Genomic DNA, 24,618 nt, shown 5'->3' with positions numbered 1-24,618 from the left:
TATAGATGAGCAATTGAATAGAATTTTTCAAATCAAAGATTAAATGTTTAACTTTTTTCTTCGGCCATTAACCAATTAATGATATTCATAACATCACGATTTTCATTATTTTTTCTGACCATTGCATAAAAATTATAGTCACAATAGATAAAACCAAAAGGGGCAATGATCTTTCCATTTAACATTTCTTTTTCTACTAGAATTTGAGGTGCTATGGCAATTCCTAACCCAGACACGGCAGCTTCTATCATTAAATTCAGACTATCAAAATAACGGTCATTGGATTTTGGGCAAAAGCTTATTTGAAACTGATCAAACCATGTATGCCATGCACTTTTATTTGAGTGGGTATGAAGTAATGGATAGTTTAAAAGATCATTTACGGAATGAAGAGGATTTATTTCACGATTACAAATAGGACCCATGTTATCGGGAAATAACAGATATTTATTCAAAAAGTTGGGAAGTAGATGATGCTCACTGACGCTATTGATAAATATGTCAACCTTCTCTTTTTCTAACAATTTTAAGTCATTACATGTCATTAATTTGATATGGATATTGGGATAAATGACTTCGAGCTTTTCTAATCGAGGAATCAGCCAATTTGCCATAAAACTATGAGAAGCGCCTATGACAACTTCTACTTCTGAAGTTTTATTTGTTAACTCAAAGACGCATTGTTCTAAACGATTAAAAAGCTCCATACAAACGAGCGATAATTCTTCGGCATCCGCCGTCAGAGAGATGGTCGAGGAATGTCGAATAAACAATTTTTTATCCAACCATTCTTCTAACTGCTTTATTTGATGGCTAATCGCACTATGGGTGACACATAATTCTTCGGCAGCTAAGCTGAAACTTTTATTTCTGGCGACAGCTTCGAAAGCTTTTAAAGCATTAAGAGGAGGTAATGTTCTGCGTTTCATGTTGTAAAATTTTCTAACACCATAAGCTCAAAATATATCAATTATCATCAAAATGAAAATATTTTAAGATCGAACAAGTTTTGATAGTAAAAGAGATATGAGATGACAACCCCTTATACAGGTAATGGTCCTGATGACTTGGGATTTTTTGGTAAATTTGGTGGATGTTACATGACAGAGAGCTTAATGCCAGCACTTCAAGAATTAGAGCAAGCCTTTAATACTGTTCGGCACAAACCTGAATTTTGGGCTGAATATCAGCAGATTTTAACGGACTTTGTTGGTCGTCCTAGTCCTCTTTTTTATGCAAAAAACCTAACAGCTTATGCAGGCGGCGCTCGAATATATTTCAAGCGAGAAGATTTAAACCATACGGGTGCGCATAAGATCAATAATTGTGTAGGGCAAATCTTATTAGCCAAATTTATGGGCAAAACCAGAATCATTGCAGAAACGGGTGCTGGGCAACATGGTGTTGCAACAGCAACGGTTTGCGCGCTGTTTAAGATGAAATGTACCATTTTTATGGGAGAAACAGATATTCAGCGCCAACAAATGAATGTTGAACGTATGAAATTACTCGGTGCTGAAGTCAGAAGTGTTCAAAAAGGTCGTGGGACTTTAAAAGATGCCATGAATGAAGCATTACGTGACTGGATTCGTCATGTGGATACAACCTATTACCTGTTGGGTACTGGCGCAGGCCCTCACCCATATCCGACGATGGTCAGAGAATTTCAGAAAATTATTGGTTTAGAAGCCAGAAACCAAATCCTGCTCAAAGAAAATAAACTGCCTGATGCTCTAGTTGCTTGCGTTGGTGGGGGATCAAATGCACTAGGGTTGATGCATCCTTTTCTAGAAGACCTGAATGTCAAAATGTTTGGCGTTGAGGCAGGTGGAAAAGGAATAAATAGCGATGAACATGCCGCCTCTATTTGCAAAGGCCAAGTCGGTGTGCTGCATGGCAATTTAACCTATTTATTACAAGATTCAGATAGGCAGATTTTAGATGGACACTCTATATCAGCTGGCTTAGATTATCCTGGTGTTGGTCCTGAGCATGGCATTCTGTTTGAAACAGGACGTGTGACATACACGGCTATAACCGATCAAGAAGCCGTAAATGCATTTCAGCTTTTAAGCCAACAGGAGGGCATTATTCCTGCTCTTGAAAGTTCCCATGCGATTGCATATGCGATTCAACTTGCTCAAGAAATGCAACCAGAACAGATCATTATTGTCAATTTAAGTGGCAGAGGAGACAAAGACTTAAACACGGTAAAAAAATATCTTGCAGGAGCTACAGCATGAACCGTCTAGATCAAAAATTAGAGCAATTGAAACTGGAAAATCGAAGCGGTCTGGTCTGTTATTTTACTGCTGGAGATCCTAATTTTACAGAAAGTTGTCGTCTGTTAAGCCAATTGGGTCAAGCAGGGGCTGACATTATTGAAGTGGGTATTCCATTTTCTGATCCAGTGGCAGATGGAGAGATCATTCAGGCAGCGCATCTTCGGGCTTTAGGTGCAGGTCAAACGGTAAAACAGACCATTGAGTTGGTAAAAGCAATCAGGCTACATGATGACCAGACACCAATAATTTTCATGACTTATTTAAATCCGATGATGCAATATGGCTTCGAGACACTTATCGCCGAAACAGAAAATCTTATAGATGGAATATTGATTTTAGATGCTCCATATGGATATCGAGAAAACTTTGAAGTGCAGTTAAATGAAAAAAATATGCATTTAATTGTAATGACCGCGCCGACGACCCCAGTTGAAAGGTTAGAGCAAATTTCAGCGCGCGCGACAGGGTTTTTATATCATGTTGCAGAAAATGGATTAACAGGAGGAGACTTCAATTTATCTAATCTTGAGAAAAAGATGACTGAAATTAAGCGAATTTTTAATATTCCTGTTGCAATTGGTTTTGGGATCAAAAATGAAAGCCATGTTAAAGCACTAGCCAATAAAGTAGATCTTATTATCATTGGCTCAGCGCTTGTCGATACTTTTTTTAATAAGGGAATGAACGCAACTTTAGAAAAAGTCACAGTTTTTTCGCAAATCCTGAGAGAAAATAAAGAATAAGCCAGCTTCTTTGATAGGTATTCTTTAAAACCATAATTGAATATAAAACAATCTTTTATCTTTACCTTCTCCCGTGAGGGAGATGGAGCTTTATACGTGGATTTTTTTCTATAAGTGATCGCTTTTTAAAAATCACTATTATCATATAGATGTGACATGCGTTTTTGCTTTGTTTCAAGATAAGCTTTGTTAAAGATATTTAAACCAACTTTTAAAGGAATACGTTCAACAACATTAATTCCTAAATCAGTTAAAGATTTAATTTTAAGGGGATTATTTGTAATGAGTTTTACATTCTTTATTTTTAAATAATCTAACATAATGGTACACATATCATATTTACGAGCATCTGCTGGTAAATTTAATAATAAATTGGCGTCAAGAGTATCATGTCCTTGGTCTTGAAGGGCGTAAGCTCGAATTTTATTGGTTAGTCCTATGCCGCGACCTTCTTGGCGTAAGTATAAGATCACACCTTGACCTGCATCATTAATCATTTTCATGGTTGAATGTAATTGAGGACCACAGTCACATTTAAGTGACGCAAAAGCGTCACCTGTTAAGCACTCTGAATGAATTCTAACGAGTACAGGTTGATTAGAAATAGTACCCATGCCTTTGGCAAGAGCGATATGTTCTTCACCAGTACTTTGGTCTTGAAACGCTATAATTTCAAAATCACCAAATGCAGTCGGTAGTTTTGATTTTGAAACAAACTCTATAGCCATTGAAGAATACACCTATATAAATTTATATTTGGTACAATTTACTTAATCTAACATGAAAGCATTGGCTAATTTTTTTCAGTCATAAATTTCAGCATTTTTACTTCCAAGTAAAGAGTATGTATTTAATAGTGAATTTTTTGTGAAATATTAAGTTGACAAAATAACTAACCAAGCTAAAAAATTTAGTTAGCCGAGGCTTTGTTGCATAAATATGTAAGCATCTGATTTAAATAAATTTAATTTTGGATTAAAAAATAATCAAAACCTTTAAAATCCATATAGTTATGAAATCTTTGTGCAACAAAGCCGAACAGATGCCAAAATAATTGATCTGGTACAACGTATTACACCAACAGGGCTATACGCAGGCGATGAACTTTTTAACTGGAAAAAAACGCCGCACATAAAGACGTATTCACATGAAAGATGATTTTATCGTTTTAACCGAGTATGCTGAATCGAGTAATTTTTAAATTAAAAAAAGCTTCGATTTCAATGCTGAAGCATTCCGTTAAATAAAATGATAAGGAGCACTACATGAGTGGTTCTCATAACCATGATCACAGTCATGTTGAAGTGACTGCAAAAAATGCCAAGAAATTAACCATTGCACTTGCCCTGACGTTTACCTTCTTAATTGTGGAAGTGGTTGCAGGATTTATCACACAAAGCTTGGCCTTATTGTCCGATGCAGCGCATATGTTTACCGATGCCGCTGCTTTAGCCATTGCTTTAGCAGCCATCAAAATTGGGCAAAAACCTGCGGATGATAAACGTACTTTTGGTTATCAACGGTTTGAAATTTTGGCAGCTTTGTTTAATGCCATGATGTTGTTTGTGGTAGCCATTTACATTTTATATGAAGCCTATCAGCGTTTTAGTCAGCCACCTGAAATTCAAAGCTTGGGCATGTTGGTTGTTGCTGTTTTAGGTCTAATCATTAACCTGATTTCAATGAAGATTTTGGTGTCGAGCAGCCAAGACAGCTTAAATGTGAAAGGGGCTTATCTTGAGGTGCTCAGTGATGCCTTGGGTTCTGTGGGTGTAATCATTGGCGCATTGGTGATTTATTTCACAGGTTGGATGTGGGTAGATACCGTTATTGCGGTGTTGATCGGCTTTTGGGTCTTACCTCGAACTTGGGTGCTACTGAAACAAAGTATCAATATTTTGCTCGAAGGTGTGCCAAGTGAAATTGATATCGAATCTTTACGCAATGACTTGCTGGCTTTAGAGGGTGTACAAGATATTCATCAGCTTAAAGTTTGGGCCATTACCTCTAAGAATGTGCACTTAACAGCGCATTTGATTGCACCAGATGTAGACCAAAGAGCTTTATACCACCAAGCTGTGGAGTTATTGGGGCATGAGCATGGGATTACGCAAGTGACTTTGCAGATTGAAGAAGATGAATGCCATCCACACCAACATGAACATAGTCATTAAAAAGACTTGACCTTAGACTTAGTCTAGGCTTTACAATAGCGTCACTTTATTTTAGTACGACATTATGCGTTCTACCACGTGGATTAGCGTCTTAGTTGCTTTATTCATGTTCCAAAGTCTTTGGAACGTGGCGGCAGCTTTTTGCATCCATGAAGAACAAAAAGCTCAAGTCCTGACACAACAAAGTTTTCATTTTGGCCACCATCAAACCACCTTGTGTGTGTCTGATGATAAGGCACACCAGCAAAGCAGTGTTGATGACCATACTCAAACGGCAAATGATCAGTTTGAATTGGGTGAAGACCATCAAGATCATTTGCCCTCAATGGCACATTTGATTATTCCGAAAGAAAAAAACTATCAAATGCCGCTCGCGTTTGAAGTTCGTGAGCGTCCGCAGTTTTTTTGGCACAATGCCTATCAAGCCCCTGATTTATTGGGGCAACATCCTCCTCCTGAACATGCCCCGCTAATGGTGGGGTAGCCTAAAACATTTCCCACCACTTCTTCTAAAAATTAGTGGGAAAAAGCATGTCGAATCAATTTAAGGCGTTTATACGCCAAGCCCTTGCTGTAGGCATAACAACAGCCGCGATGCAATGGAGTTTTGCCGAACCGATCAAGACTTTGGATGAAGCTTTAGCAAAAGTAGAGCATTATCAAAACCAAAGTGACATTGGGCAACAGCGTCAAAGCATTTCAGAGCTGAACATCAAAAACAGTGGCCTATGGCAAAATCCTAACTTAAATATCAATCAAGATGGTTTTGGTTCAAATACCGATCAAGAGCTCAGTATTGCCATCAGTCAGCCCTTAGATGTGTTTGGACAGCGTAAGCTCAATCAAAAACTCGCAGAAACAGCGCACCAACAAATGCAGTTACAGCAACAACTGTGGACAGCACAAAGCCAATTGGTGGTGAAATTTGCATGGTCTCAATTGGCTTTGGCACAAGTTGAAAAATCGCTGTACGCAGCACAACTCAAAGTGAGTCAAAACAATTTAGACAGTGCCAAAAAACGTTATCAGGCGGGCAGTATTTCTTTGGTTGACTATGAACGTGCGCAAATCGAAAGTTTGGATATGCAGCGCTTATACCAACAAGCGGTATTGGCAGAACAAGTAGCACAGCGTCAACTCTCAAACCTATGGGGCGAAACCAAAGCCGATATTCAACTCAATGCGACCACCATGCCATGGCCAGATCAAAGTGATGCCACAGTACAGCGCTATATTGCTGAAGGTTGGTTGGAAAAGCTGTATGCACTGAACATTCAACAATCCAATTTAAATATTGAAAGTTTAAAAGTGCAGGCGCGTCCTAATCCGACCTTAAATGTCGGCATGAAACGAAGCCAAGCACCGAATGAAAGTAGCGATACCACATTAGGTGTCGGTGTGGATATTCCGCTGAATATTTTTAACCGCCAGCAATACAGCATTCCGATGGCCCAGCGCCAGCAAAGCTTGTTAAATCAGCAGCAACAGCGCGAGTTAAAACAGCAGATTTTAGATATCGCCAATGCCATGCATGAGCTTAAAGGACTAAAACTGCAGTTCAGTGCGATCAGTCAACAAACCACTTTGGCAGAACAAGTGCAAGTCCGCACACTGCAAGGTTTTAAAGCGGGAAAGTTGTCCATTACCGACATTCAACAAGCCAACTCACAACTGCAAAGCATACGCCATGGGCAGTTGCAGTTATTACGTCAAGCTTGGCAGACTGCATTGAGCGCAGAAGCACTCAGCCTCGGTACCAGCTATGAACAGATCAGTAGTTCAGATGCTTATAGCCAAATCAGTAAAAATTCGATCGCACAAATACAAGACCTCATCCTTGGCGGAGCACAATAATATGCAACTAAAAAACCAATTTGGAAAAATATCACAGCCATTGATGATTGGGCTTTTGCTCCTTATTACATTCCTCATCGCTGTTGGGATCTGGTTTAGCTCCAAAGATAAAACCACCGATGAACATGCGCATGCCGAACATGAAGAATCTGAACCTACGGATGAGCCCGAGGCAGAAAAAGGACATGCCGAGGAAGGTGAAATTCAACTGACAGCGCAGCAACTAACAGAGCAAGGCATTCAAATCGCTTCAGCTCAACAAGGCGTGGTATCTCAAGTCACCGTTCTACCCGGAAAGCTTGTGGTTAATACCGATCAGCAAGCTCATATTTCGCCAAACTTTGGTGGGCATGTGGAACAGGTGAATGTTGAACTGGGTCAAAACGTACAAAAAGGACAAATTTTGGCTGTGCTGTCTGTACCCGAGCTGATCGATCTACAAGCCAATTTGCGGATGGCTCAAGCCAGTTTGGATTTAGCGCGTCAAGATTATCAACGTGAACAGCAGTTATGGTCACAGGGCATTTCTGCCAAGCAAGATTATCAACGGGCAGAAAATGCTTACCGACAAGCGCAGATTACTGTGCAATCGGTGCAAAGCCGCTTAAACGCCCTAGGTGCAACAGGTGGGGTAAATGGTCGTTTTGCCATTAAAGCACCCATTTCAGGTGTGATTAGCCAAAAAGATATCGTAGTGGGTGAAAACGTACAATTGGCCGATCAGCTTTTTGTGATTGAACAATTTAAAGAGTTATGGCTTGAGTTTAATCTGCCTGCTCAGTACTCAGGTCAGTTACAAGCCAATCAGAGTCTGACATTTAAGCCGAATGCTTCTGATCAAAAATATGAAGCCGTCATCCAAAGCTTAACTTCTCAAGCCGATGCACAAACAGGACGTTTGGTGGTACGTGCTAAATTAAAAAGCCAAGCGGCTGAACTACGTCCAAATGTTTTGGTGAATATCTTTTTAGACAATACCAGTTCCAAAACAGCACTTCGCGTCCATAAAAGTGCTATTCAAAACATTGAAGGTCAAACTTCGGTATTTGTAGTCGACGCGGAACAAAAAGGACAAGTGCATTTGAAAGCGCAGCCCGTTCAACTTGGACAAGCTTCAAACGACGCTCAATGGGTGGAAGTAATTTCAGGCCTAACAGCAGGACAACGCTATGCCAGTCAAGGCAGCTTTGTGCTTAAGTCTGAACTAGAAAAAGGCGAGGCTGATCATGCACACTAATCATGATTTACCCAAGCCTGAGGGTTTGTTTGAACGAATTATTCAGTTCTCTATTCAAAATGCAATTTGGGTCATGCTCTTTGTCTGTACATGGATTGCGGTCGGAGTTTATAGCTATCAAAAACTGCCGATCGATGCAGTGCCTGATATTACCAATACGCAAGTACAAATTAATACCCAAGCCAATGGTTTTACCGCACTAGAGGTTGAGCAGCGGATTACCTATCCAATTGAAACTGCAATGGCGGGTATTCCAGATTTACAGTTGACTCGCTCGATTTCACGTTATGGTTTGTCCCAAGTCACTATTGTATTTGAGGATGGCACAGACATCTATTGGGCACGTCAGCAGATTAATCAGCGGGTGCAAGAGGTCAAAGCGGACTTACCTAGCGATGTTTCTCCAACCATGTCACCAGTTTCGACGGGTTTAGGTGAAATTTATCAGTGGGTCATTAAAGCCGAACCGAATGCTAAAAAAGCGGATGGTACGGCTTATAGCGCGATGGACTTGCGGGAGATCCAAGATTGGATCGTTCGCCCACAACTGCAACGTGTTGCGGGAGTTGCCGAGGTCAACAGTATTGGCGGGTTTAACAAAACCTATGTGGTTGCTCCCGACTTTAACCGTATGCAGCAGTTGAATATTTCCTTGAGCCAACTGCAAACCGCTTTACAGGAAAATAATGAAAACCGTGGGGCAGGTTTTATTGAGGAAAATGGTCAGCAACTCACAGTGCGTGTTCCAGGGACACTCAACAGTCTTGCAGACATTGAAAATACAACGGTTGCCAGCCCAAATGGGAACCCTATTCGTGTCGCAGATATTGCGCAGGTTTCAATTGATCATGACCTCAGGACAGGAGGCGCAACCTATAACGGCGAAGAAACTGTACTCGGCATCGCTATGATGATGATGGGAGAAAATAGTCGAACGGTGTCTAAAGCTGTAGATGCTAAAATTCAAGAGGTACAAAATAGTTTACCGCAAGGCGTTAGAATCGAAACAGTTTATGACCGCACCACGTTGGTAGAAAAAGCCATTAAAACAGTGCAAAAGAACTTGGTTGAGGGTGCAATCTTGGTGATTGTGATCCTGTTTTTATTCTTGGGTAATATTCGTGCGGCGTTAATAACAGCCTGTGTGATTCCACTGTCTATGCTGTTTACTTTAACGGGTATGGCACAACAGAACATCAGTGCCAACCTAATGAGTTTGGGTGCATTGGATTTCGGTATTATTGTCGATGGCGCAGTGGTAATTGTTGAAAACTGTATTCGGCGTTTAGCCCATGCGCAGCAATTACTCAAACGACCGTTGACTCAGTCGGAACGTTTTAAAGAAGTGTTTTTGGCAGCGCGCCAAGCCCGTCGCCCGCTCATTTTTGGTCAACTGATTATTTTAGTGGTGTACTTACCGATTTTTGCACTGACTGGTGTAGAAGCAAAAATGTTCCACCCAATGGCTTTGACGGTTGTACTTGCGCTCGTTGCAGCCATTATTTTGTCGATCAGCTTTGTACCTGCGGCTGTCGCACTTTTTGTTAAAGGTGACATCAAAGAAACTGAAAGCCGTTGGATGCTGTGGCTAAAGGATCGTTATCAACGTGTATTGGACTGTGCCTATCAGTATAAAGCGGTGGTTTTAACCTTTGCACTGTGCTTGTTGATGTTGACAGGATTACTTGCAACACGTATCGGCAGTGAGTTTGCACCGCAACTGAGTGAAGGTGACTTTGCTGTACAGCAACTGCGCTCTCCAAGCACAGGCCTAGAAGAATCACTTCGTATTCAGGAAAATACGGAAAAGCTACTTCTGAAAAAATTCCCTGAAATACACGCTATTTTTGCGCGAACAGGTACGGCTGAAGTGGCGACCGATGTAATGCCTCCAAATATTTCAGATGGTTATATCATGTTAAAACCCCGTGATGCATGGCCAAACCCGAAAGAAACATTGGATGAACTGCGTAGCCGTATGCAGGCGTATTTAGCGACATTGCCCGGTAACAACAGTGAGTTTTCTCAGCCAATTGAACTGCGTTTCAATGAGTTAATATCGGGTGTACGTAGTGATGTCGGTGTCAAAATCTTTGGCGATGACATGCAAGTATTAAATGCGGAAGCTGAAAAAATCAGTAAATTGATTCAACAGGTTTCAGGCAGTACCGCCGTTAAAGTTGAACAAACGTCGGGTTTACCTTTGCTCAATGTGGAAATTGATAAAAGTTTAGCAGCTCAATATGGCTTAAGTGTCAAAACTATACAAGACTATGTGTCAGCAAGCATTGGCGGACAAAATGTCGGTGAAATTTTACAGGGTGACCGCCGTTTTGACTTTGTGATTCGGCTCAGTGAGCAAGATCGTAGTCTCAGTGGGATTGCGCAACTGCCAATACAGCTTCCAAATGGTGGCAGTATTTTACTTACCGATATTGCCACTGTAAAAATGATGGATGGCATCAACCAAGTCAGCCGTGAAAACGGCAAACGGCGTGTGATTGTCACGGCGAATGTGGAAGGGCGTGATTTGGGCTCTTTTGTCACAGAAGTACAAAGTCAGCTTAAGCAGTATCCTCTACCAAGTGGTTACTGGATTGAATATGGTGGTCAGTTTGAAAATCTGGCCTCGGCACAGGCTCGAATGCAGATTGTGATTCCACTGGCGTTACTGACAATCTTTATTTTGCTGATGGCCGTTTTCCATAACATCAAAGAAAGCTTGTTGGTGTTCACGGGTGTTCCATTTGCTCTAACTGGCGGAGTGCTTTTCTTGTGGTTAAGAGACATTCCCTTGTCAATGTCGGCGGGTATTGGTTTCATTGCCTTGTCTGGCGTTGCCGTCTTAAATGGTTTGGTCATGCTGACCTTTATTAAAGAGCTAAGAGGGCAATATCGCCTGCATGAAGCCGTTTGGCAGGGAGCGATTTTGCGATTAAGGCCTGTTTTAATGACCGCTTGTGTGGCGTCCTTAGGTTTTGTTCCCATGGCGCTTGCCACAGGCACAGGGGCAGAGGTTCAACGTCCACTGGCGACCGTGGTGATTGGTGGAATTATTTCTTCGACGTTATTGACCTTGGTGCTATTACCAGTGTTGTATCGTTGGATGAATGCAAAAAAAGAAACGGAAGTTTAATTCCTTAATCAGATGAAGTATGAGGAGGTAAAATACTCTCCTCATGCTTGAGTGTGAGAAAATTATGCAGATGAACGGGCTTGATAAAAACCTGCATCAGAACGAGCTAATGCTGGTAGTCCACGAATTTGATCGGCAATTTTCTCAGCCATCATAATGGTCGTAGCATTCAAATTCCCTGTGATAATTAACGGCATAATTGAGGCATCAACCACACGTAAATTGTGCAGACCATGTACACGCCCTTGACCATCGACCACGGCCATTTCATCTTCGCCCATTTTGCAACTACAAGAAGGGTGGTAGGCCGTTTCAGCATGATTGCGTACGAAGTCATCCAATTCTGCATCACTGCTTAAATGTTTACCCGGACTAATTTCTTCACCGCGATAAGGATCTAATGCGGGTTGTTGCATGATTTCACGTGTAATCCGAATAGCATCGCGGAATTCGCGCCAATCTTGCTCTGTAGACATATAGTTAAACAGAATGCTTGGATGTTCAAATGGATCTTTAGATTTTAATTTGATGCGTCCACGCGAGGGTGAACGCATAGAACCGACGTGGGCTTGAAAGCCATGTTCTTTGACTGCGTTGCTACCATTGTAGTTAATCGCAACAGGCAGGAAATGAAACTGAATATTGGGCCAAGAAAATTCATCGGAAGAGCGAATAAACCCCCCTGCTTCAAATTGGTTGCTGGCGCCAATCCCAGTTCCATTGAATAACCATTCGGCACCAATGGCAGGCTGGTTATACCATTTCAAGGCGGGGTAGAGCGAAACAGGTTTTATGCATTTATATTGCAGATACATTTCCAGATGGTCTTGTAAATTTTCTCCGACACCAGGTAAATCATGGACAAGTTCAATATCTAGATCACGCAGTAACTCGCTAGAGCCTACACCTGAACGTTGTAAAATTTGCGGAGATGCAATTGCGCCTGCACAGAGCAAAACTTCTTTATTCGCATAGACCTGATGTAACTGTTGCCGATTTGCACCTTGCAGGTATTCCACCCCAATTGCTTGTTTGCCGCTAAACAGAATTTTATGGGTGGTGGCATGCGTCATGATAGTCAAGTTGGGCCGCTGCTTTGCCATATCCAGATATCCGCGGGCTGTACTGGCGCGTCGACCATTGGGCGTGACAGTTCGATCCATAGGACCAAAACCTTCTTGTTGATAGCCATTTAAATCATCTGTACGTGGATAACCTGCTTGTACGCCAGCGTCTACCATCGCATGAAACAGCTCATTATTATTGGCTTTGGGTGTAGCAACACTTACAGGTCCATGATCACCATGATAGTCGTTGGCGCCAATATCACGACTTTCTGCTTTTCGATAGTAAGGCAGGCAATCGGCATAGCTCCAGTTTTCTAAACCTTTTAAAGTCGACCATTGTTCTAAGTCCATGGCATTGCCACGGATATAGCACATGCCATTAATCAGTGAAGATCCACCCAAACCTTTGCCGCGTCCACATTCCATGCGGCGGTTATTCATATGCGGTTCGGGGTCAGTTAAATAAGCCCAGTTATAGCGTCGCCCTTGCAGTGGATAAGCCAACGCAGCAGGCATTTGGGTACGAAAATCGAGTCGGTAGTCAGGTCCGCCAGCTTCTAATAATAAAACAGAGACATCGGCATCTTCAGTTAAACGTGCGGCAAGAACATTACCTGCAGAGCCAGCGCCAATAATAATATAATCGTAGTGTGTAGAATGCATAATGATCCTTTTTCTATGGCAGTACCACGCCCGATTAGAGCGTGGCGACATGTTGAGTTGAGGATGTAAAAACAGAAAAATAAAGAACAACGGTCAGTATTTAGCATTTAGAAAATACTGTGATAATCGCCCAATTCGACTTGAATGGATTTAATGCGGGTATAATGTTGCAAAGTAGACAAACCGTTTTCACGTCCCACACCCGATTGCTTATAGCCCCCGACAGGCATTTCAGCAGGGGATTCGCCCCAAGTGTTAACCCAGCAAATGCCCGCTTCAAGTTGGTGAATAATGCGATGTGCTTGCGAGATATCTTGTGTTACAACCCCCGCCGCTAGACCATAAGGGGTCTGGTTAGCACGTTGAATGACTTCTTCGATGCTGTCATAAGTCAAAATACTCATCACAGGTCCAAATATTTCATCTTGTACAATTCGCATGTCGTCATGACAGTCTGAAAAAACAGTTGGCATGACATAAGCGCCCTGAGCCAGTTCCGCAGAGGTCGCTCGTTCACCCCCAATTAAAAGTGTCGCACCTTGCTGTTTGCCCAATTCAATATAAGACAAGACTTTTTCCATATGCGGGAAACTGGTGAGCGGACCAAAATTGGTTTCTGCCAACATTGGGTCACCTACACGAATACGTTTAACACGTTCGAGTACAGCCTGTTCAAACTCGACTTTTAGGTGGCGCGGAATAAAGACACGCGTACCGTTGGTGCACACCTGACCCGAACTAAAGAAATTTGCCATCACTGCAATGTCCGCAGCGCGGTCAAGAGGGGCATCAGAGCAAATGATCAACGGAGACTTGCCGCCGAGTTCCATGGTAATTTCTTTTAAACTGGATGCAGCTGCACTGGACATGACTTTTTTGCCTGTTTCCACGCCACCTGTAAAGGAAATTTTGGCAATTTCTGGATGTTCAGTCAGCCATTGACCGACTTCTTGTCCAAGCCCTTGAACCACGTTAAAGACCCCAGCAGGCAAACCCGCTTCGGTATAAATTTCAGCCAACTTAAAGGCCGTCAGTGGCGTAATTTCACTGGGTTTGAAAATCATGGCATTCCCCGCAGCTAAGGCAGGTGCAGATTTCCACAGCGCAATTTGAATAGGGTAGTTCCATGCGCCTATACCCGCGACAACGCCTAAGGGTTCGCGACGGGTATAGAAAAAACTACTTTCACGCAGGGGTACTTGTTCGCCCTGAATCGCAGTTGCAAGACCTGCATAATATTCGAGAACATCCGCGCCAGTTACAATATCGACACTAGAGGTTTCGCTGTATGCTTTACCCGTATCGAGCGTTTCTAGACGGGCAAGCTCATCATTACGTTTACGTAAAATATCCACGGCACGCAGCAGAATACGTGCCCGTTCAACAGCCGTCATGGCGGCCCAAACTTGTTGCCCTTGTTGGGCACTTTTAACCGCCGCATCTACATCGGCTTGACTTGCTTGCTGCACGCTCGCAAGGATTTGACCTGTAGCAGGGTTAATCGTATCGAAGGTTTTACCACTAGTGGCATTGACATACTGTCCATGGATATACAATTGATGTAATTGTGCATCATTCATTTTGCTGTTCCTGCCGTATCTGTTGTATTAAGCGAAGTTGCATATCGACATAGTCGTATGCAATAGAACGTGCCAAGTCACGATCAAATGCTTGATGACCACTTAAACTGCCGCGTAACCAAAGACCATCAATCAAAGCAGCAAGCCCTTTGGCGATATGGCTGGCTTTGTCTTTAGGCATCATCTGCAGTAAATGAAATTTTAAATTTGAATAAAGACGTTGGTCATTTATTCGCTGCAAGCGACCTAAATCGGGCATGTGCATGCTGGCGGACCAAAAATCTAACCAGACACGCATCGCTGTTTGATTCACCTGACTGATGTCAAAGTTGGCATCAATAATTGCCTTAAGTAAATTTTCTGGTGTGGGCTGACTAACTTTGGCTTTATAGGTTGCCGCAGTTTCACGTAAGACAAAGAGCATTTGTCGCATACAGCTTTGAATCAAACCCTGCTTATCACCAAAATAATGACTCACAATGCCTGTAGAAAGTTGGGCTTTTTTTGCAATCTGAGCAATAGTGGTATTGGATAAACCCACCTCGTAAATGACCTCATAGGCTGCGCGAATGATTTCTTCACGACGTTCATGCTCAGGTTTAACTCTACGTTTATTCATGATAATCCAGAAAATTTACCTTAGATTTAAAGGTGTTAGATTCAATTATTGACATGGAAAACATCATAGCATTTTTTTATGATACTTTTAATTGATTGAACGTTCAATCAATTAAAAGTATCATGTTGTTTAAATTGAATGCAGCTTTGCAAAGTTTGTTCTCAATTTTTTAAGTATTAATGCTTATTTATCATATGGATAGAATTGTAGTTGGTTTTGGTGAACCTGTGGCAGAGTACGCGCATTTTTTTATGTTCTTGCTTGAAACATCGGATACAACACCTAAAAGCTTCTACAAAAATTGAGTTTAAGGAGAAGAACAGTTTATTTATGTCGTTCTCATGTTGGAATTGGTTGTGTAAGCAGGGCAAATTTAGGGAATTTGTTACACTGCCACATATCTTTATATTCTGGCTAAACATTCGGTTACACGAAGATAGCATTTTTGTCGGAGACAAAAGTACTGTCGTATAGCACTTATCGATTTTTAAGCTCTCGACAGCGAGAAGTTTAAAAATTGATTTTCAACTTATATTTACTTCCTTGAGGATTGTATGGCAACAGATAATCCAAGAGCAGTTGATGATCAAACATTAGCACCAAAAGACCGTTTAAATGGTGTGGTCTTTTATATTTCAGCTCTCATTATTTTAATTTTTTCAATTACCACCATTTTGTTCAATGACTTCGCCAATCAAACGCTGAATGCAGTTTTGGCATGGGTCAGTTCCACCTTCAGTTGGTACTATTTACTGGCTGCCACACTGTATATGGTGTTTGTGATTTTTATTGCCTGTTCACGCTATGGTGATATTAAGCTTGGCCCCAAACATTCTAAACCCGAATTTAGTTTACTCAGTTGGTCTGCCATGCTGTTTTCAGCAGGGATTGGTATCGATTTGATGTTCTTCTCGGTCGCTGAACCTTTATCCCATTATATGCATCCACCAGTAGGTGAAGGACAGACCTTTGAAGCTGCACGTCAGAGTATGGTCTGGACTTTATTCCATTATGGCCTGACAGGATGGTGCATGTACGCCTTGATTGGCATGGCATTGGGATATTTCAGCTATCGTTACAATTTGCCACTCACCATCCGTTCCGCGCTTTATCCGATTTTTGGTCAAAAAATTCATGGTCCGATTGGACATAGTGTGGATACTGCCGCGGTGATCGGGACGATTTTCGGTATTGCGACCACCTGCGGTATTGGTGTCGTGCAACTGAATTACGGTTTACATGTACTGTTCGATTTACCTGAAAATCTGTGGATGCAGGCATCCCTAATTGGTGTTGCTGTAGTGATGACCATTATTTCGGTGACTTCAGGTGTAAATAAAGGTCTGCGCATACTCTCGGAAGTGAATATTTATGTATCCGTGGGTTTGATGCTGTTTATTTTATTCCTCGGCAATACAGAATTTTTACTCAATACTTTTGTGCAAAATATTGGCGATTACATTAGCCGTTTCCCAAGTATGACCTTGGAAAGTTTTGCCTTTCAGCAACCCAAAGAATGGATGAACAGTTGGACGCTATTCTTCTGGGCTTGGTGGGTGGCTTGGTCACCTTTTGTGGGACTCTTTCTTGCACGTATTTCTCGTGGGCGTACCATTCGTGAGTTTGTCAGTGGTACCTTAATCATTCCGTTAATTTTTACCCTAACGTGGCTGTCAATTTTCGGAAATAGTGCATTATACAATGTGATTTTTGATGGAAATCTGGCATTGGCTCAAACCGTCATTGCCAATCCAGCACACGGTTTCTACGACTTGTTGGCTCAATATCCGTATTTTCCTTTTATTGCAGGCATCGCAACCATTACAGGGTTGTTATTTTATGTGACTTCAGCCGACTCAGGTGCATTGGTCTTAGGGAATTTCACCACACAATTTACCAATGTCGACCATGATGCACCACGCTGGCTCAGTGTATTTTGGGCTATTGCCATTGGCTTGCTGACCTTGGCCATGTTGATGACCAATGGGATTACTGCTTTGCAAAATGCAACTATTATCATGGGGTTGCCTTTTAGTTTTGTTATGTTCTTGGTGATGGCAGGTTTATATAAATCTTTAAGACTTGAAGATTATCGACAAGCCAGTAGCAGTTTGAATGCAGCACCTGTGGTGGGTAATGTAGATATTCTGAACTGGAAAAAACGCTTGTCACGGGTTATGCATCATCCTGGAACCAGCGATACCAAACGCATGCTGGATGAAATATGCCGCCCCGCCGTGCTGGCCGTCGCAGAAGAAATGCAAAAAAGAGGCGTGAATATTGACGTGCAGGAAAGTGCATTAGAGCAAGATCCAACTTTATATCATTTAGATTTGATTATTCATCTGGAAGAAGAACAGAACTTTGTTTATCAAATCTGGCCAGTACGTTATATCGCACCCACATTTAGTGAACGTGGTAAGTTGGGTAAACGGTTTTATTTTCGTTTGGAAACCTATCTTTATGAAGGTTCACAAGGTAATGATTTGGTTGGTTACACCAAAGAGCAAGTTATTAATGACATTCTAGACAGATACGAACGACATATGACCTTCTTACATATAAACCGAATCAGTCCTGGAAATCGTCCGTTATTTCCAGACCCACAAAGTTAATCAGGGGACACCATGTATATCTCATATTTACATGCTTTTGCGTTGTTCTTTTCATTGCTTAATCCATTTTTGATGAGCATTTACATGATTGGCATGATTCGTAATTCAGAAGCAAAAGTGTTTAATAAAGCCCTGATTCAAGGCTGTTTAATTGCTTATGCGGTATTTATGCTGTTTGCATGGGGTGGTGAAGCTATTTTCAGCAAATATTTGAATGTGCGGTTTGAGGCATTTCAAATCTTTGGTGGGCTTATTTTCTTGGTGATTGGTTATCGCTATGTGTTTCAAGGTGCAGACACCATCGGTGAGATGCGGGGAGCACCTGAACATTTGGCAGGTACCATTGCTATGCCTTTTATGATTGGACCGGGGACGATTAGTGCCGCCGTGGTAACAGGCATGACTTTGCCCATTAGTGGGGCTGCGCTGGTAATTTTCCTCACCTTGGCGCTAACCTGTAGTTTAATGATTTTGATGAAGTTTGCGCATGATCATCTCAGGTATAAGCATGCCAAATATATAGACCGTTATGTGGATATTGTAGGTCGATTATCTGCGTTACTGATTGGTACTATTGCGATTGAAATGATTATTACGGGGATTTTAGGTGTGATTGCGGAGATGTAAGTTCATCACAGAAAAAAACCGAATGCAATTCATACAGTTTTTTTATTGTCAGAAATATGATTCTGATTAGGATGCAAATTTCTTAAGAATTTGATGAGGGTGTAAATAATTCTGTGTAAATACAGTTTTATTTACAGTCTCCATACACGTAAAAATCACGCCCCAGTTTAACTGGCAATAGTTTTGAACCCTTAGTTTTGAACCCTTGTATTAAAACTTAAACGAATCTAGCAATTCTTTATTTGATGTTAATACTCATCCAGTATTGAGGTTTTTTATCTTTTCTTGCTTGTGATCTAGGTTGAAATACTCTAATTTCATACTCACCTGACGCAGGTAAAATATAAATACCATTATCATCAAGCTCTGGAGAATATTCTCCAAGACTGATGGAGTCTTTTAATTGATTACCCCATAAGTAAGTTTCAACATTTCCTCCAGTCAACTTCACTTTTAACTTTTGCCCTTTTTTAGCATAAAATTTGTAGGAATCATACTTGTATCCATCTATCCTTCCGTAATAATTTGCAGAGTAAGCTTTTTTTGCAAAGTTAACTACTACAATCTTTCGTATATCATTGTTATCATTTGCAAGTACGGCAGGGCTAAGCATAGTTAAAGTTAGGGCCATACAAGCACCAGCTAGTAATTTCGTATTCGCTATTTTCATAAGTTACCTTAATAATTGTATACCTCACTACAGAATAACATATGAACCCTTGATCCTAGGCAGTATCTAGGACAAACAACTCCTCGTTTGCGAGCAGCTAAAAAAGATCATCTGTTTCAAATTTCTTTTGTGATTCTACTTTTTCCTCGCCAACAATGTCGCAAAACGCTGTTTAATTCGATTACCATCTGCATCTTTACGGTGCAATTCACCGACATTTTCATTGTATTTCACAATATCCCAATCAGCATAATAAGCACTTAACTCACCCGCTTTAAAACTAAAAGGGAAGTCCTGTTGCACAGGGTAATCTTCAGTATTCATCGCGCAAACAATTAAGTTAAAGCCTTGAGGTTTGGTCGCTTGCTGCATATGCTGAATAAGAGGAGGGATAGTTTCAGGCGCCAAAAACATCATTACTACGATACAGTTGATGAAGTCATATTCACCAGTAATAGTGGCATCCTGATTGAAATCCCGAACAGCAGTTTGAATAGATGAAATCTGTTCTGCAGCAATAATTTCATTTAATTTTTGGATACTCACTAGGTTCACATCCCAAGCATCCACCTGAAAACCGTTTTGGCTCAAATACAGCGCATTTCGGCCTGTACCACAGCCAACATCCAAAGCTTTACCCACGGTTAACTGTGGAAGTGCCATTAAAATTTCAGAATGTGTTGGGCTTAATTTATATTTTTTAACAAAATAATCTTGAGGCAAACAATAAAAACTAAGCTGGCACTCAATATCATCACTGGCAGATACAATTTTATGCCACGCTTGCGGTTCAATAAATGGTGGTTGATTTTCCACGGAAAAAATATGCTCAGATTGTACTTCACCAGATTCATGCAGCATCGAAAAATGCAATTCGCCTTTTAAAATAGTCAACTTCGCCCATGTGCCGACTTGGGTATTGTGTTGTTTTTTAAACCCTTGTGGAATTGAGTCATGATTCCAAATAGGAAGTTGTTTATAACAGATCAATTCTTGTTGCATCATAAACTCCAGTTATACCGATTCTGATGGGGTAAAGCTTCACAGTAATGTAGTGTCTTGTGTAGATTAGAAGAAAATATCATCTTCATTTCAGCATAACATTGCAGACCTGTTTCAGCCATCTTCTGAATTTTATCCATCTCATTAAAATCAAAATTATTTAAATGATGTAGATGGTTAAAATACCAAACTGAAAAATATTCACCTCAAATTGCATGATTTTCATGTCTATTCAGTTGTGAATGTTTTACCATAAGCTGTTTTAATTCATTGAATTATCCCGTGTTTATTCAAGCCAATCAGTACGTTATTCCAACACAGCAGCATGATTATCCTGAATGGCATCGTGGGCGTGAGCGTTATGTGCTTTGGTATTTAGCTGTTCAACATCCAGCTTTAGAATGTTATTTACAACAATTAAAACAGCAATTTTCAGATGTATTATTTCGCCCAAACACTCGCCAGTTTCATATCACCTTATATATTTGTGGGTTTTATGCAGCAAAAAAGCATTGGGAAGATGACTTTCTCGAGTCACAATTACAACAACAAGTTCAAGCCTTACAGCAGTTGCAACTAGAGCCTTTTCAACTGAAAGTGGGCGGCATCAATAGTTTTGATAGTGCTTTATTTGTAGAAGTGCAAGATCAATCACAGCAACTGGCGCGTATACGTCAGGCACTTAGCGTAGGCGGGGCTGAAATCGCAGCTTTACAGTATCATCCACATATTACTTTGGGTTTATATCAAACAGCGTGTTCAACCAATTTGATTTTGCAGCGTATTCAAAATCTCCCCGTGCAATATTTCGATTTAGATATCCATCATTTAAATTTTGGTTATTATCAGGCACACACTTTACAAGGTCAGCTATTTAGCACGCATCAATTTCCTTTGGAGCACATGTGATTCAACTTATTTTGGGCGGTGCGCGTTCGGGTAAAAGCCGTATGGCTGAGCAAACCGCGCAGCAACTTGGCAAATCCGTCATTTATGTAGCAACTGCACAAGCGGGCGATGCAGAAATGCAGGCGCGGATTCAGCATCATCAACAACAGCGTCCGCAGACTTGGCAATTGTGCGAAGAGCCTTTGTATTTGGCGGAGCAGTTAAAGATGCTGGATCATCCGAATGCTGTGATTTTAGTAGATTGTCTGACCTTGTGGATGAGTAATTTGTTGATGCAATCTGCAGAAAGCTTTGCCGAACAACAAATTTCAGCATTGCTCGAAGTTTTACCTCAGTTGCAAGCCGATATTATTTTAGTGAGCAATGAAACAGGTTTGGGCGTTGTACCGATGGGCGAAATAACCCGAAAATTTGTCGATGAAACAGGGCGATTACATCAGCAATTGGGACAAATTGCAGACAAAGTGCAGTTCTGTGTCGCAGGTTTTCCAATGCTTTTAAAAGGAGAGAAGAAATGACTTGGTGGTTTGCAGCGTGTCAAAAGCCAAATGAACAGATGAAACAACAGGCAATTGCACGACAACTTCAATTGACCAAACCAACAGGTTCATTGGCAGCATTGGAAAATATTGCGATTCAACTGGCGGCTTTGCAAGGAACAACGCAGCCGAATATTGAACGTCCGTGGATATGTATTTTCGCAGGCGATCATGGCGTGATGGAAGAAAATATTTCCGCCTATCCCCAAGCCGTGACTCGGCAAATGCTACAAAATTTTGCCACAGGTGGGGCATGTATCAGCGTCATCGCCCGACAATATCAGGCGCATTTACAAGTGGTGGATTGCGGCTCGGTCGGGGAAGCGTATGAATATGCAGGAGTAGAGCGGCATTGTATTCGTGCAGGCACAGCGAATTTTGCTAAAACCCGCGCCATGACTGAACAAGCGTGTGCAGATGCGATGGCACTTGGACGTCAAAGTGTGGAAGATGCCATCGCACAGCAGGCCTCGATTTATGTCGCAGGTGAAATGGGTATTGGAAATACCTGTTCGGCATCAGCCTTGTCTTGCTTTTTATTACAAGAACCTGCTGAAGCCTTGACTGGCATAGGCACAGGAATTGACACTGCACAATTGCAACATAAAAAACAGGTGATTGATGCTGCTTTAGCTCTACATCAGAACTATGTGCAAGATGATGCTTTTAAAGCCTTGTGTGCAGTTGGTGGATTGGAGGTCGCTGCAATGGTGGGCGCGTATATTCGCTGTGCGCAGTTGGGCTTGCCGATGGTGGTGGATGGTTTTATCAGCAGTGCTGCTGCATTAGTTGCAGTGCGTTTAAATCCTCAAGTCCGAGAATGGATGTTGTTTGGGCATCAATCGGCTGAATATGGACATCGTCGCTTATTAGAAGCATTAGGTGCACAAGCCTTGCTGCATCTAAATTTACGCTTAGGTGAGGGCAGCGGTGCGGGCGCGGCATTGGGCATTATCCAACTGGCCTGTGCCTTGCATAATCAAATGGCGACTTTTGCCGAAGCTGCGGTTATTGGTGAGAAAGTATCTTTATGATCATGCTAGACCTATTAAGACATGGCGAAACAGAATTGGGTCATACTTTGCGTGGCTCAACCGATGATGCTTTGACTTTAAAAGGTTGGCAAGACATGCAGCAGACTTTAAACACGGCAATAGCTACAGGACAGCGATGGGATGTTGTGGCAAGTTCACCTTTACAGCGTTGTCTGCAGGTTGCTCAGACCTTTGCGCAAGCACAGCAATTGCCACTGTATATTGATGCACAATTTCAGGAAATGCATTTTGGTGCATGGGAAGCTATTTCCACTCAAACCTTATATGAACAATACCCTGAAGATTTAGCTAAATTTTGGATGACACCGACCCAATTTAGTCCGCCACAAGCAGAATCTTTGCTAAATTTTCAGCAGCGCGTTTTGCAAGGTCTGTCCGATCTCAACCAATATTTACAACAACTCGAGCAACAACCTAAACGTGTGTTATTGGTCACGCATGGCGGGGTAATTAAATTGCTCAAAGTATTGGCGCAGAAACAACCTTTAGACGATATTTTAAAAATGTCTGCAGCGTTGGGGCAATTGAGTTCATTCCAGTTACATCCTAATGGCAAGATTCACATGCAGGGGCAAACATGACACCTTTTTGGATTGCCTTGCAATTTCTGAGCACGTTTCCTGTTTCTTTAAAACAGATACCAACTGCAGTGCAAAATGCGCAATCACTGTTGTTTTATCCGCTCGTTGGCTTATTAATCGGGGCTGTGTTGTGGGGAATGGCGCATCTATTGCAATTCCTGCCTTTGGTGCTCAGTAGCAGCTTAATTTTAGTACTCTGGATTTGGCTGACAGGTGGTTTACATTTAGATGGATTGGCGGATACTGCCGATGCATGGGTCGGCGGTTTTGGCGATTCTGAACGTAGCTTAAGCATCATGAAAGACCCAAGCAGTGGCCCGGTTGGAGTGTTGAGCTTACTGATCTGCTGCTTATTAAAATGGTCTGCGCTATATGTACTGCTTGAACAACAGTATTTTGCCTTTTTGCTGTTTGTACCCGTATTGGGACGGTTAAGTGCTTTGATTTTATTTTTAAGCACGCCTTATTTACGTGCCAATGGTTTAGGCACTGCTATTCAGGCACATTTGCCTAAAACAGGCACAAAAATTGTGATTGCATTGATCTTGTTTGCTACGGTGTTTTGGGGATGGATGGGCTTGGTGGCTGTTCTGACTTTTATTCTCAGCACTTTGTATTTGCGATACAAGTTTATGCAACGTTTAGGTGGAATTACGGGCGATACCGTTGGTGCGAGTATTGAAATAACAGAAAGCATGATGTTATTGGCTATTGCGATTCTTTGGTTTTTAATAAATTAGCTTTTAAGCAGTTTTTCTTGTTTCAAGCGCGCTGAAAATTGAAATAATATAAGCGAATGAATTTACAGCTATTTATGCACTCAATTTCAGCAAGTATGCAGATGAATTTGTCATTTGTCGGAAAGTTCCTAAATTAGATTTGCTATTTTTTTTAAATATGATAATAGTAGTTTATGTCAATCAGCCTTGATGGCATTTGTATCTCAGGATGAGATCACAAACGTGATGTATAAAAATCAAAAGGAATGTCATTTATGATCAAACTGTTAAAGCAAATTTTCTGTATCCATATTTATGAATATGACGCAATGGAAGAAATCGGGGCGCATTTAGAGTGTCGTAAGTGTGGGGATTCTAAGACACAATAATGTTAAGTATTGAATCTGTATTAAAACCAAGTGAGTCTTTATGACTCACTTTTTTATTTTAGGCTAATAGCCTGAATATTTTGCTTAGTCTTGCCTGCATGTATAGATTAGACTGCACTTATCCATCTTCAAAACTACATATATCATTCCCACC

The 24,618-nt window shown here is 41.4% G+C and carries 21 protein-coding genes; 14 read left to right on the top strand and 7 right to left on the bottom strand.

The window, feature by feature from the left end; genetic code table 11:
* Window positions 1–47: 47 nt before the first annotated feature.
* Window positions 48–929 carry a LysR family transcriptional regulator gene (locus FTV43_RS08540; protein WP_179995324.1) on the bottom strand — a complete coding sequence of 294 codons (882 nt, stop codon included), beginning with the start codon at window positions 927–929 and terminating at the stop codon, window positions 48–50.
* A 102-nt stretch (window positions 930–1,031) separates the two neighbouring features.
* On the opposite strand from FTV43_RS08540, the gene trpB reads away from it, so the two are divergent.
* Both trpB and trpA read left to right on the top strand, forming a co-directional pair.
* Window positions 1,032–2,243, top strand: coding sequence for a tryptophan synthase subunit beta (gene trpB / locus FTV43_RS08535; RefSeq protein WP_179995323.1), 1,212 nt, complete (start codon window positions 1,032–1,034; stop codon window positions 2,241–2,243).
* On the top strand, window positions 2,240–3,028 hold the full coding sequence (gene trpA / locus FTV43_RS08530) for a tryptophan synthase subunit alpha (RefSeq protein WP_136143603.1): 789 nt from the start codon (window positions 2,240–2,242) through the stop codon (window positions 3,026–3,028). Before trpB ends, trpA begins: the two co-directional genes overlap by 4 nt.
* 125 nt (window positions 3,029–3,153) lie before the next feature.
* On the opposite strand, the gene ribA is transcribed toward trpA, so the two are convergent.
* Window positions 3,154–3,756 (bottom strand): GTP cyclohydrolase II, encoded by a 603-nt coding sequence (ribA, locus tag FTV43_RS08525; RefSeq protein WP_179995322.1) that lies wholly within the window; start codon window positions 3,754–3,756, stop codon window positions 3,154–3,156.
* A gap of 537 nt (window positions 3,757–4,293) precedes the next feature.
* On the opposite strand from ribA, the gene FTV43_RS08520 reads away from it, so the two are divergent.
* The 5 genes from FTV43_RS08520 (at window position 4,294) to FTV43_RS08500 (ending at window position 11,429) form a co-directional block, all read left to right on the top strand.
* The gene (locus tag FTV43_RS08520; RefSeq protein WP_179995321.1) at window positions 4,294–5,202 is read left to right on the top strand and encodes a cation diffusion facilitator family transporter; all 909 of its coding nucleotides are present in this window, start codon (window positions 4,294–4,296) and stop codon (window positions 5,200–5,202) included.
* 64 nt (window positions 5,203–5,266) lie between these two features.
* Window positions 5,267–5,686, top strand: coding sequence for a cation efflux protein, CzcI-like (locus FTV43_RS08515; RefSeq protein ID WP_179995320.1), 420 nt, complete (start codon window positions 5,267–5,269; stop codon window positions 5,684–5,686).
* A gap of 47 nt (window positions 5,687–5,733) precedes the next feature.
* Entirely contained in the window at window positions 5,734–7,056 is a 1,323-nt protein-coding gene (locus FTV43_RS08510) for a TolC family protein (RefSeq protein ID WP_179995319.1), read from the top strand.
* A gap of 1 nt (window position 7,057) precedes the next feature.
* A complete protein-coding gene (locus FTV43_RS08505; RefSeq protein WP_179995318.1) occupies window positions 7,058–8,293 on the top strand; it encodes an efflux RND transporter periplasmic adaptor subunit in 1,236 nt (411 codons plus the stop codon).
* A complete protein-coding gene (locus FTV43_RS08500; RefSeq protein ID WP_179995317.1) occupies window positions 8,283–11,429 on the top strand; it encodes an efflux RND transporter permease subunit in 3,147 nt (1,048 codons plus the stop codon). The genes FTV43_RS08505 and FTV43_RS08500 overlap by 11 nt, the downstream gene beginning before the upstream one ends.
* 62 nt (window positions 11,430–11,491) lie before the next feature.
* On the opposite strand, the gene betA is transcribed toward FTV43_RS08500, so the two are convergent.
* From betA to betI, 3 genes are all read right to left on the bottom strand, one after another.
* Window positions 11,492–13,159 (bottom strand): choline dehydrogenase, encoded by a 1,668-nt coding sequence (gene betA, locus FTV43_RS08495; protein ID WP_136143596.1) that lies wholly within the window; start codon window positions 13,157–13,159, stop codon window positions 11,492–11,494.
* A gap of 107 nt (window positions 13,160–13,266) precedes the next feature.
* Window positions 13,267–14,739: a betaine-aldehyde dehydrogenase gene (betB, locus tag FTV43_RS08490; RefSeq protein WP_096901206.1), complete on the bottom strand. Its 1,473-nt coding sequence runs from the start codon at window positions 14,737–14,739 to the stop codon at window positions 13,267–13,269.
* Window positions 14,732–15,358, bottom strand: a complete 627-nt coding sequence (betI, locus tag FTV43_RS08485; RefSeq protein ID WP_179995316.1) for a transcriptional regulator BetI — start codon at window positions 15,356–15,358, stop codon at window positions 14,732–14,734. Before betI ends, betB begins: the two co-directional genes overlap by 8 nt.
* A 554-nt stretch (window positions 15,359–15,912) precedes the next feature.
* Here betI and FTV43_RS08480 point away from each other — a divergent pair.
* Together FTV43_RS08480 and FTV43_RS08475 are read left to right on the top strand one after the other, a co-directional pair.
* Window positions 15,913–17,973 carry a choline transporter gene (locus FTV43_RS08480; protein ID WP_004976932.1) on the top strand — a complete coding sequence of 687 codons (2,061 nt, stop codon included), beginning with the start codon at window positions 15,913–15,915 and terminating at the stop codon, window positions 17,971–17,973.
* Between the two features lie 12 nt (window positions 17,974–17,985).
* Window positions 17,986–18,600 (top strand): MarC family protein, encoded by a 615-nt coding sequence (locus tag FTV43_RS08475; RefSeq protein ID WP_004976930.1) that lies wholly within the window; start codon window positions 17,986–17,988, stop codon window positions 18,598–18,600.
* Between the two features lie 238 nt (window positions 18,601–18,838).
* Here FTV43_RS08475 and FTV43_RS08470 read toward each other — a convergent pair whose 3' ends face one another.
* Together FTV43_RS08470 and tehB are read right to left on the bottom strand one after the other, a co-directional pair.
* The gene (locus tag FTV43_RS08470; protein WP_004976922.1) at window positions 18,839–19,270 is read right to left on the bottom strand and encodes a PPC domain-containing protein; all 432 of its coding nucleotides are present in this window, start codon (window positions 19,268–19,270) and stop codon (window positions 18,839–18,841) included.
* 135 nt (window positions 19,271–19,405) lie between these two features.
* Window positions 19,406–20,272 (bottom strand): SAM-dependent methyltransferase TehB, encoded by an 867-nt coding sequence (tehB, locus tag FTV43_RS08465; RefSeq protein WP_179995339.1) that lies wholly within the window; start codon window positions 20,270–20,272, stop codon window positions 19,406–19,408.
* A 270-nt stretch (window positions 20,273–20,542) separates the two neighbouring features.
* On the opposite strand from tehB, the gene FTV43_RS08460 reads away from it, so the two are divergent.
* The 5 genes from FTV43_RS08460 to FTV43_RS08440 are packed head-to-tail and all read left to right on the top strand — an operon-like array spanning window position 20,543 to window position 24,096.
* On the top strand, window positions 20,543–21,181 hold the full coding sequence (locus FTV43_RS08460) for a 2'-5' RNA ligase family protein (protein WP_218950791.1): 639 nt from the start codon (window positions 20,543–20,545) through the stop codon (window positions 21,179–21,181).
* The gene (cobU, locus tag FTV43_RS08455) at window positions 21,178–21,699 is read left to right on the top strand and encodes a bifunctional adenosylcobinamide kinase/adenosylcobinamide-phosphate guanylyltransferase (protein WP_096901203.1); all 522 of its coding nucleotides are present in this window, start codon (window positions 21,178–21,180) and stop codon (window positions 21,697–21,699) included. The genes FTV43_RS08460 and cobU overlap by 4 nt, the downstream gene beginning before the upstream one ends.
* The gene (cobT, locus tag FTV43_RS08450; protein WP_004976913.1) at window positions 21,696–22,754 is read left to right on the top strand and encodes a nicotinate-nucleotide--dimethylbenzimidazole phosphoribosyltransferase; all 1,059 of its coding nucleotides are present in this window, start codon (window positions 21,696–21,698) and stop codon (window positions 22,752–22,754) included. Before cobU ends, cobT begins: the two co-directional genes overlap by 4 nt.
* Window positions 22,751–23,356: a histidine phosphatase family protein gene (locus FTV43_RS08445; RefSeq protein WP_104851861.1), complete on the top strand. Its 606-nt coding sequence runs from the start codon at window positions 22,751–22,753 to the stop codon at window positions 23,354–23,356. Before cobT ends, FTV43_RS08445 begins: the two co-directional genes overlap by 4 nt.
* Window positions 23,353–24,096 carry an adenosylcobinamide-GDP ribazoletransferase gene (locus tag FTV43_RS08440; RefSeq protein ID WP_104851862.1) on the top strand — a complete coding sequence of 248 codons (744 nt, stop codon included), beginning with the start codon at window positions 23,353–23,355 and terminating at the stop codon, window positions 24,094–24,096. The genes FTV43_RS08445 and FTV43_RS08440 overlap by 4 nt, the downstream gene beginning before the upstream one ends.
* Window positions 24,097–24,618: the final 522 nt, after the last annotated feature.

The organism is Acinetobacter sp. YH16053 (genome assembly GCF_013417035.1).
GTDB lineage: Bacteria > Pseudomonadota > Gammaproteobacteria > Pseudomonadales > Moraxellaceae > Acinetobacter > Acinetobacter towneri.
The sequence above is the reverse complement of the archived record's forward strand: the minus strand, read 5'-3'. Positions and strand labels throughout refer to the sequence as shown.

Bases quoted from the DNA above. Each gene is read 5' to 3' on its own strand.
- FTV43_RS08480 (WP_004976932.1), top strand. From the start codon at position 15,913: ATGGCAACAGATAATCCAAGAGCAGTTGATGATCAAACATTAGCACCA.
- ribA (WP_179995322.1), bottom strand. From the start codon at position 3,756: ATGGCTATAGAGTTTGTTTCAAAATCAAAACTACCGACTGCATTTGGT.
- trpB (WP_179995323.1), top strand. From the start codon at position 1,032: ATGACAACCCCTTATACAGGTAATGGTCCTGATGACTTGGGATTTTTT.
- FTV43_RS08445 (WP_104851861.1), top strand. From the start codon at position 22,751: ATGATCATGCTAGACCTATTAAGACATGGCGAAACAGAATTGGGTCAT.
- FTV43_RS08540 (WP_179995324.1), bottom strand. From the start codon at position 929: ATGAAACGCAGAACATTACCTCCTCTTAATGCTTTAAAAGCTTTCGAA.
- trpA (WP_136143603.1), top strand. From the start codon at position 2,240: ATGAACCGTCTAGATCAAAAATTAGAGCAATTGAAACTGGAAAATCGA.
- cobT (WP_004976913.1), top strand. From the start codon at position 21,696: ATGACTTGGTGGTTTGCAGCGTGTCAAAAGCCAAATGAACAGATGAAA.
- betI (WP_179995316.1), bottom strand. From the start codon at position 15,358: ATGAATAAACGTAGAGTTAAACCTGAGCATGAACGTCGTGAAGAAATC.
- FTV43_RS08440 (WP_104851862.1), top strand. From the start codon at position 23,353: ATGACACCTTTTTGGATTGCCTTGCAATTTCTGAGCACGTTTCCTGTT.
- FTV43_RS08515 (WP_179995320.1), top strand. From the start codon at position 5,267: ATGCGTTCTACCACGTGGATTAGCGTCTTAGTTGCTTTATTCATGTTC.
- FTV43_RS08510 (WP_179995319.1), top strand. From the start codon at position 5,734: ATGTCGAATCAATTTAAGGCGTTTATACGCCAAGCCCTTGCTGTAGGC.
- betA (WP_136143596.1), bottom strand. From the start codon at position 13,159: ATGCATTCTACACACTACGATTATATTATTATTGGCGCTGGCTCTGCA.
- FTV43_RS08505 (WP_179995318.1), top strand. From the start codon at position 7,058: ATGCAACTAAAAAACCAATTTGGAAAAATATCACAGCCATTGATGATT.
- tehB (WP_179995339.1), bottom strand. From the start codon at position 20,272: ATGCAACAAGAATTGATCTGTTATAAACAACTTCCTATTTGGAATCAT.
- FTV43_RS08500 (WP_179995317.1), top strand. From the start codon at position 8,283: ATGCACACTAATCATGATTTACCCAAGCCTGAGGGTTTGTTTGAACGA.
- FTV43_RS08475 (WP_004976930.1), top strand. From the start codon at position 17,986: ATGTATATCTCATATTTACATGCTTTTGCGTTGTTCTTTTCATTGCTT.
- FTV43_RS08470 (WP_004976922.1), bottom strand. From the start codon at position 19,270: ATGAAAATAGCGAATACGAAATTACTAGCTGGTGCTTGTATGGCCCTA.
- betB (WP_096901206.1), bottom strand. From the start codon at position 14,739: ATGAATGATGCACAATTACATCAATTGTATATCCATGGACAGTATGTC.
- FTV43_RS08520 (WP_179995321.1), top strand. From the start codon at position 4,294: ATGAGTGGTTCTCATAACCATGATCACAGTCATGTTGAAGTGACTGCA.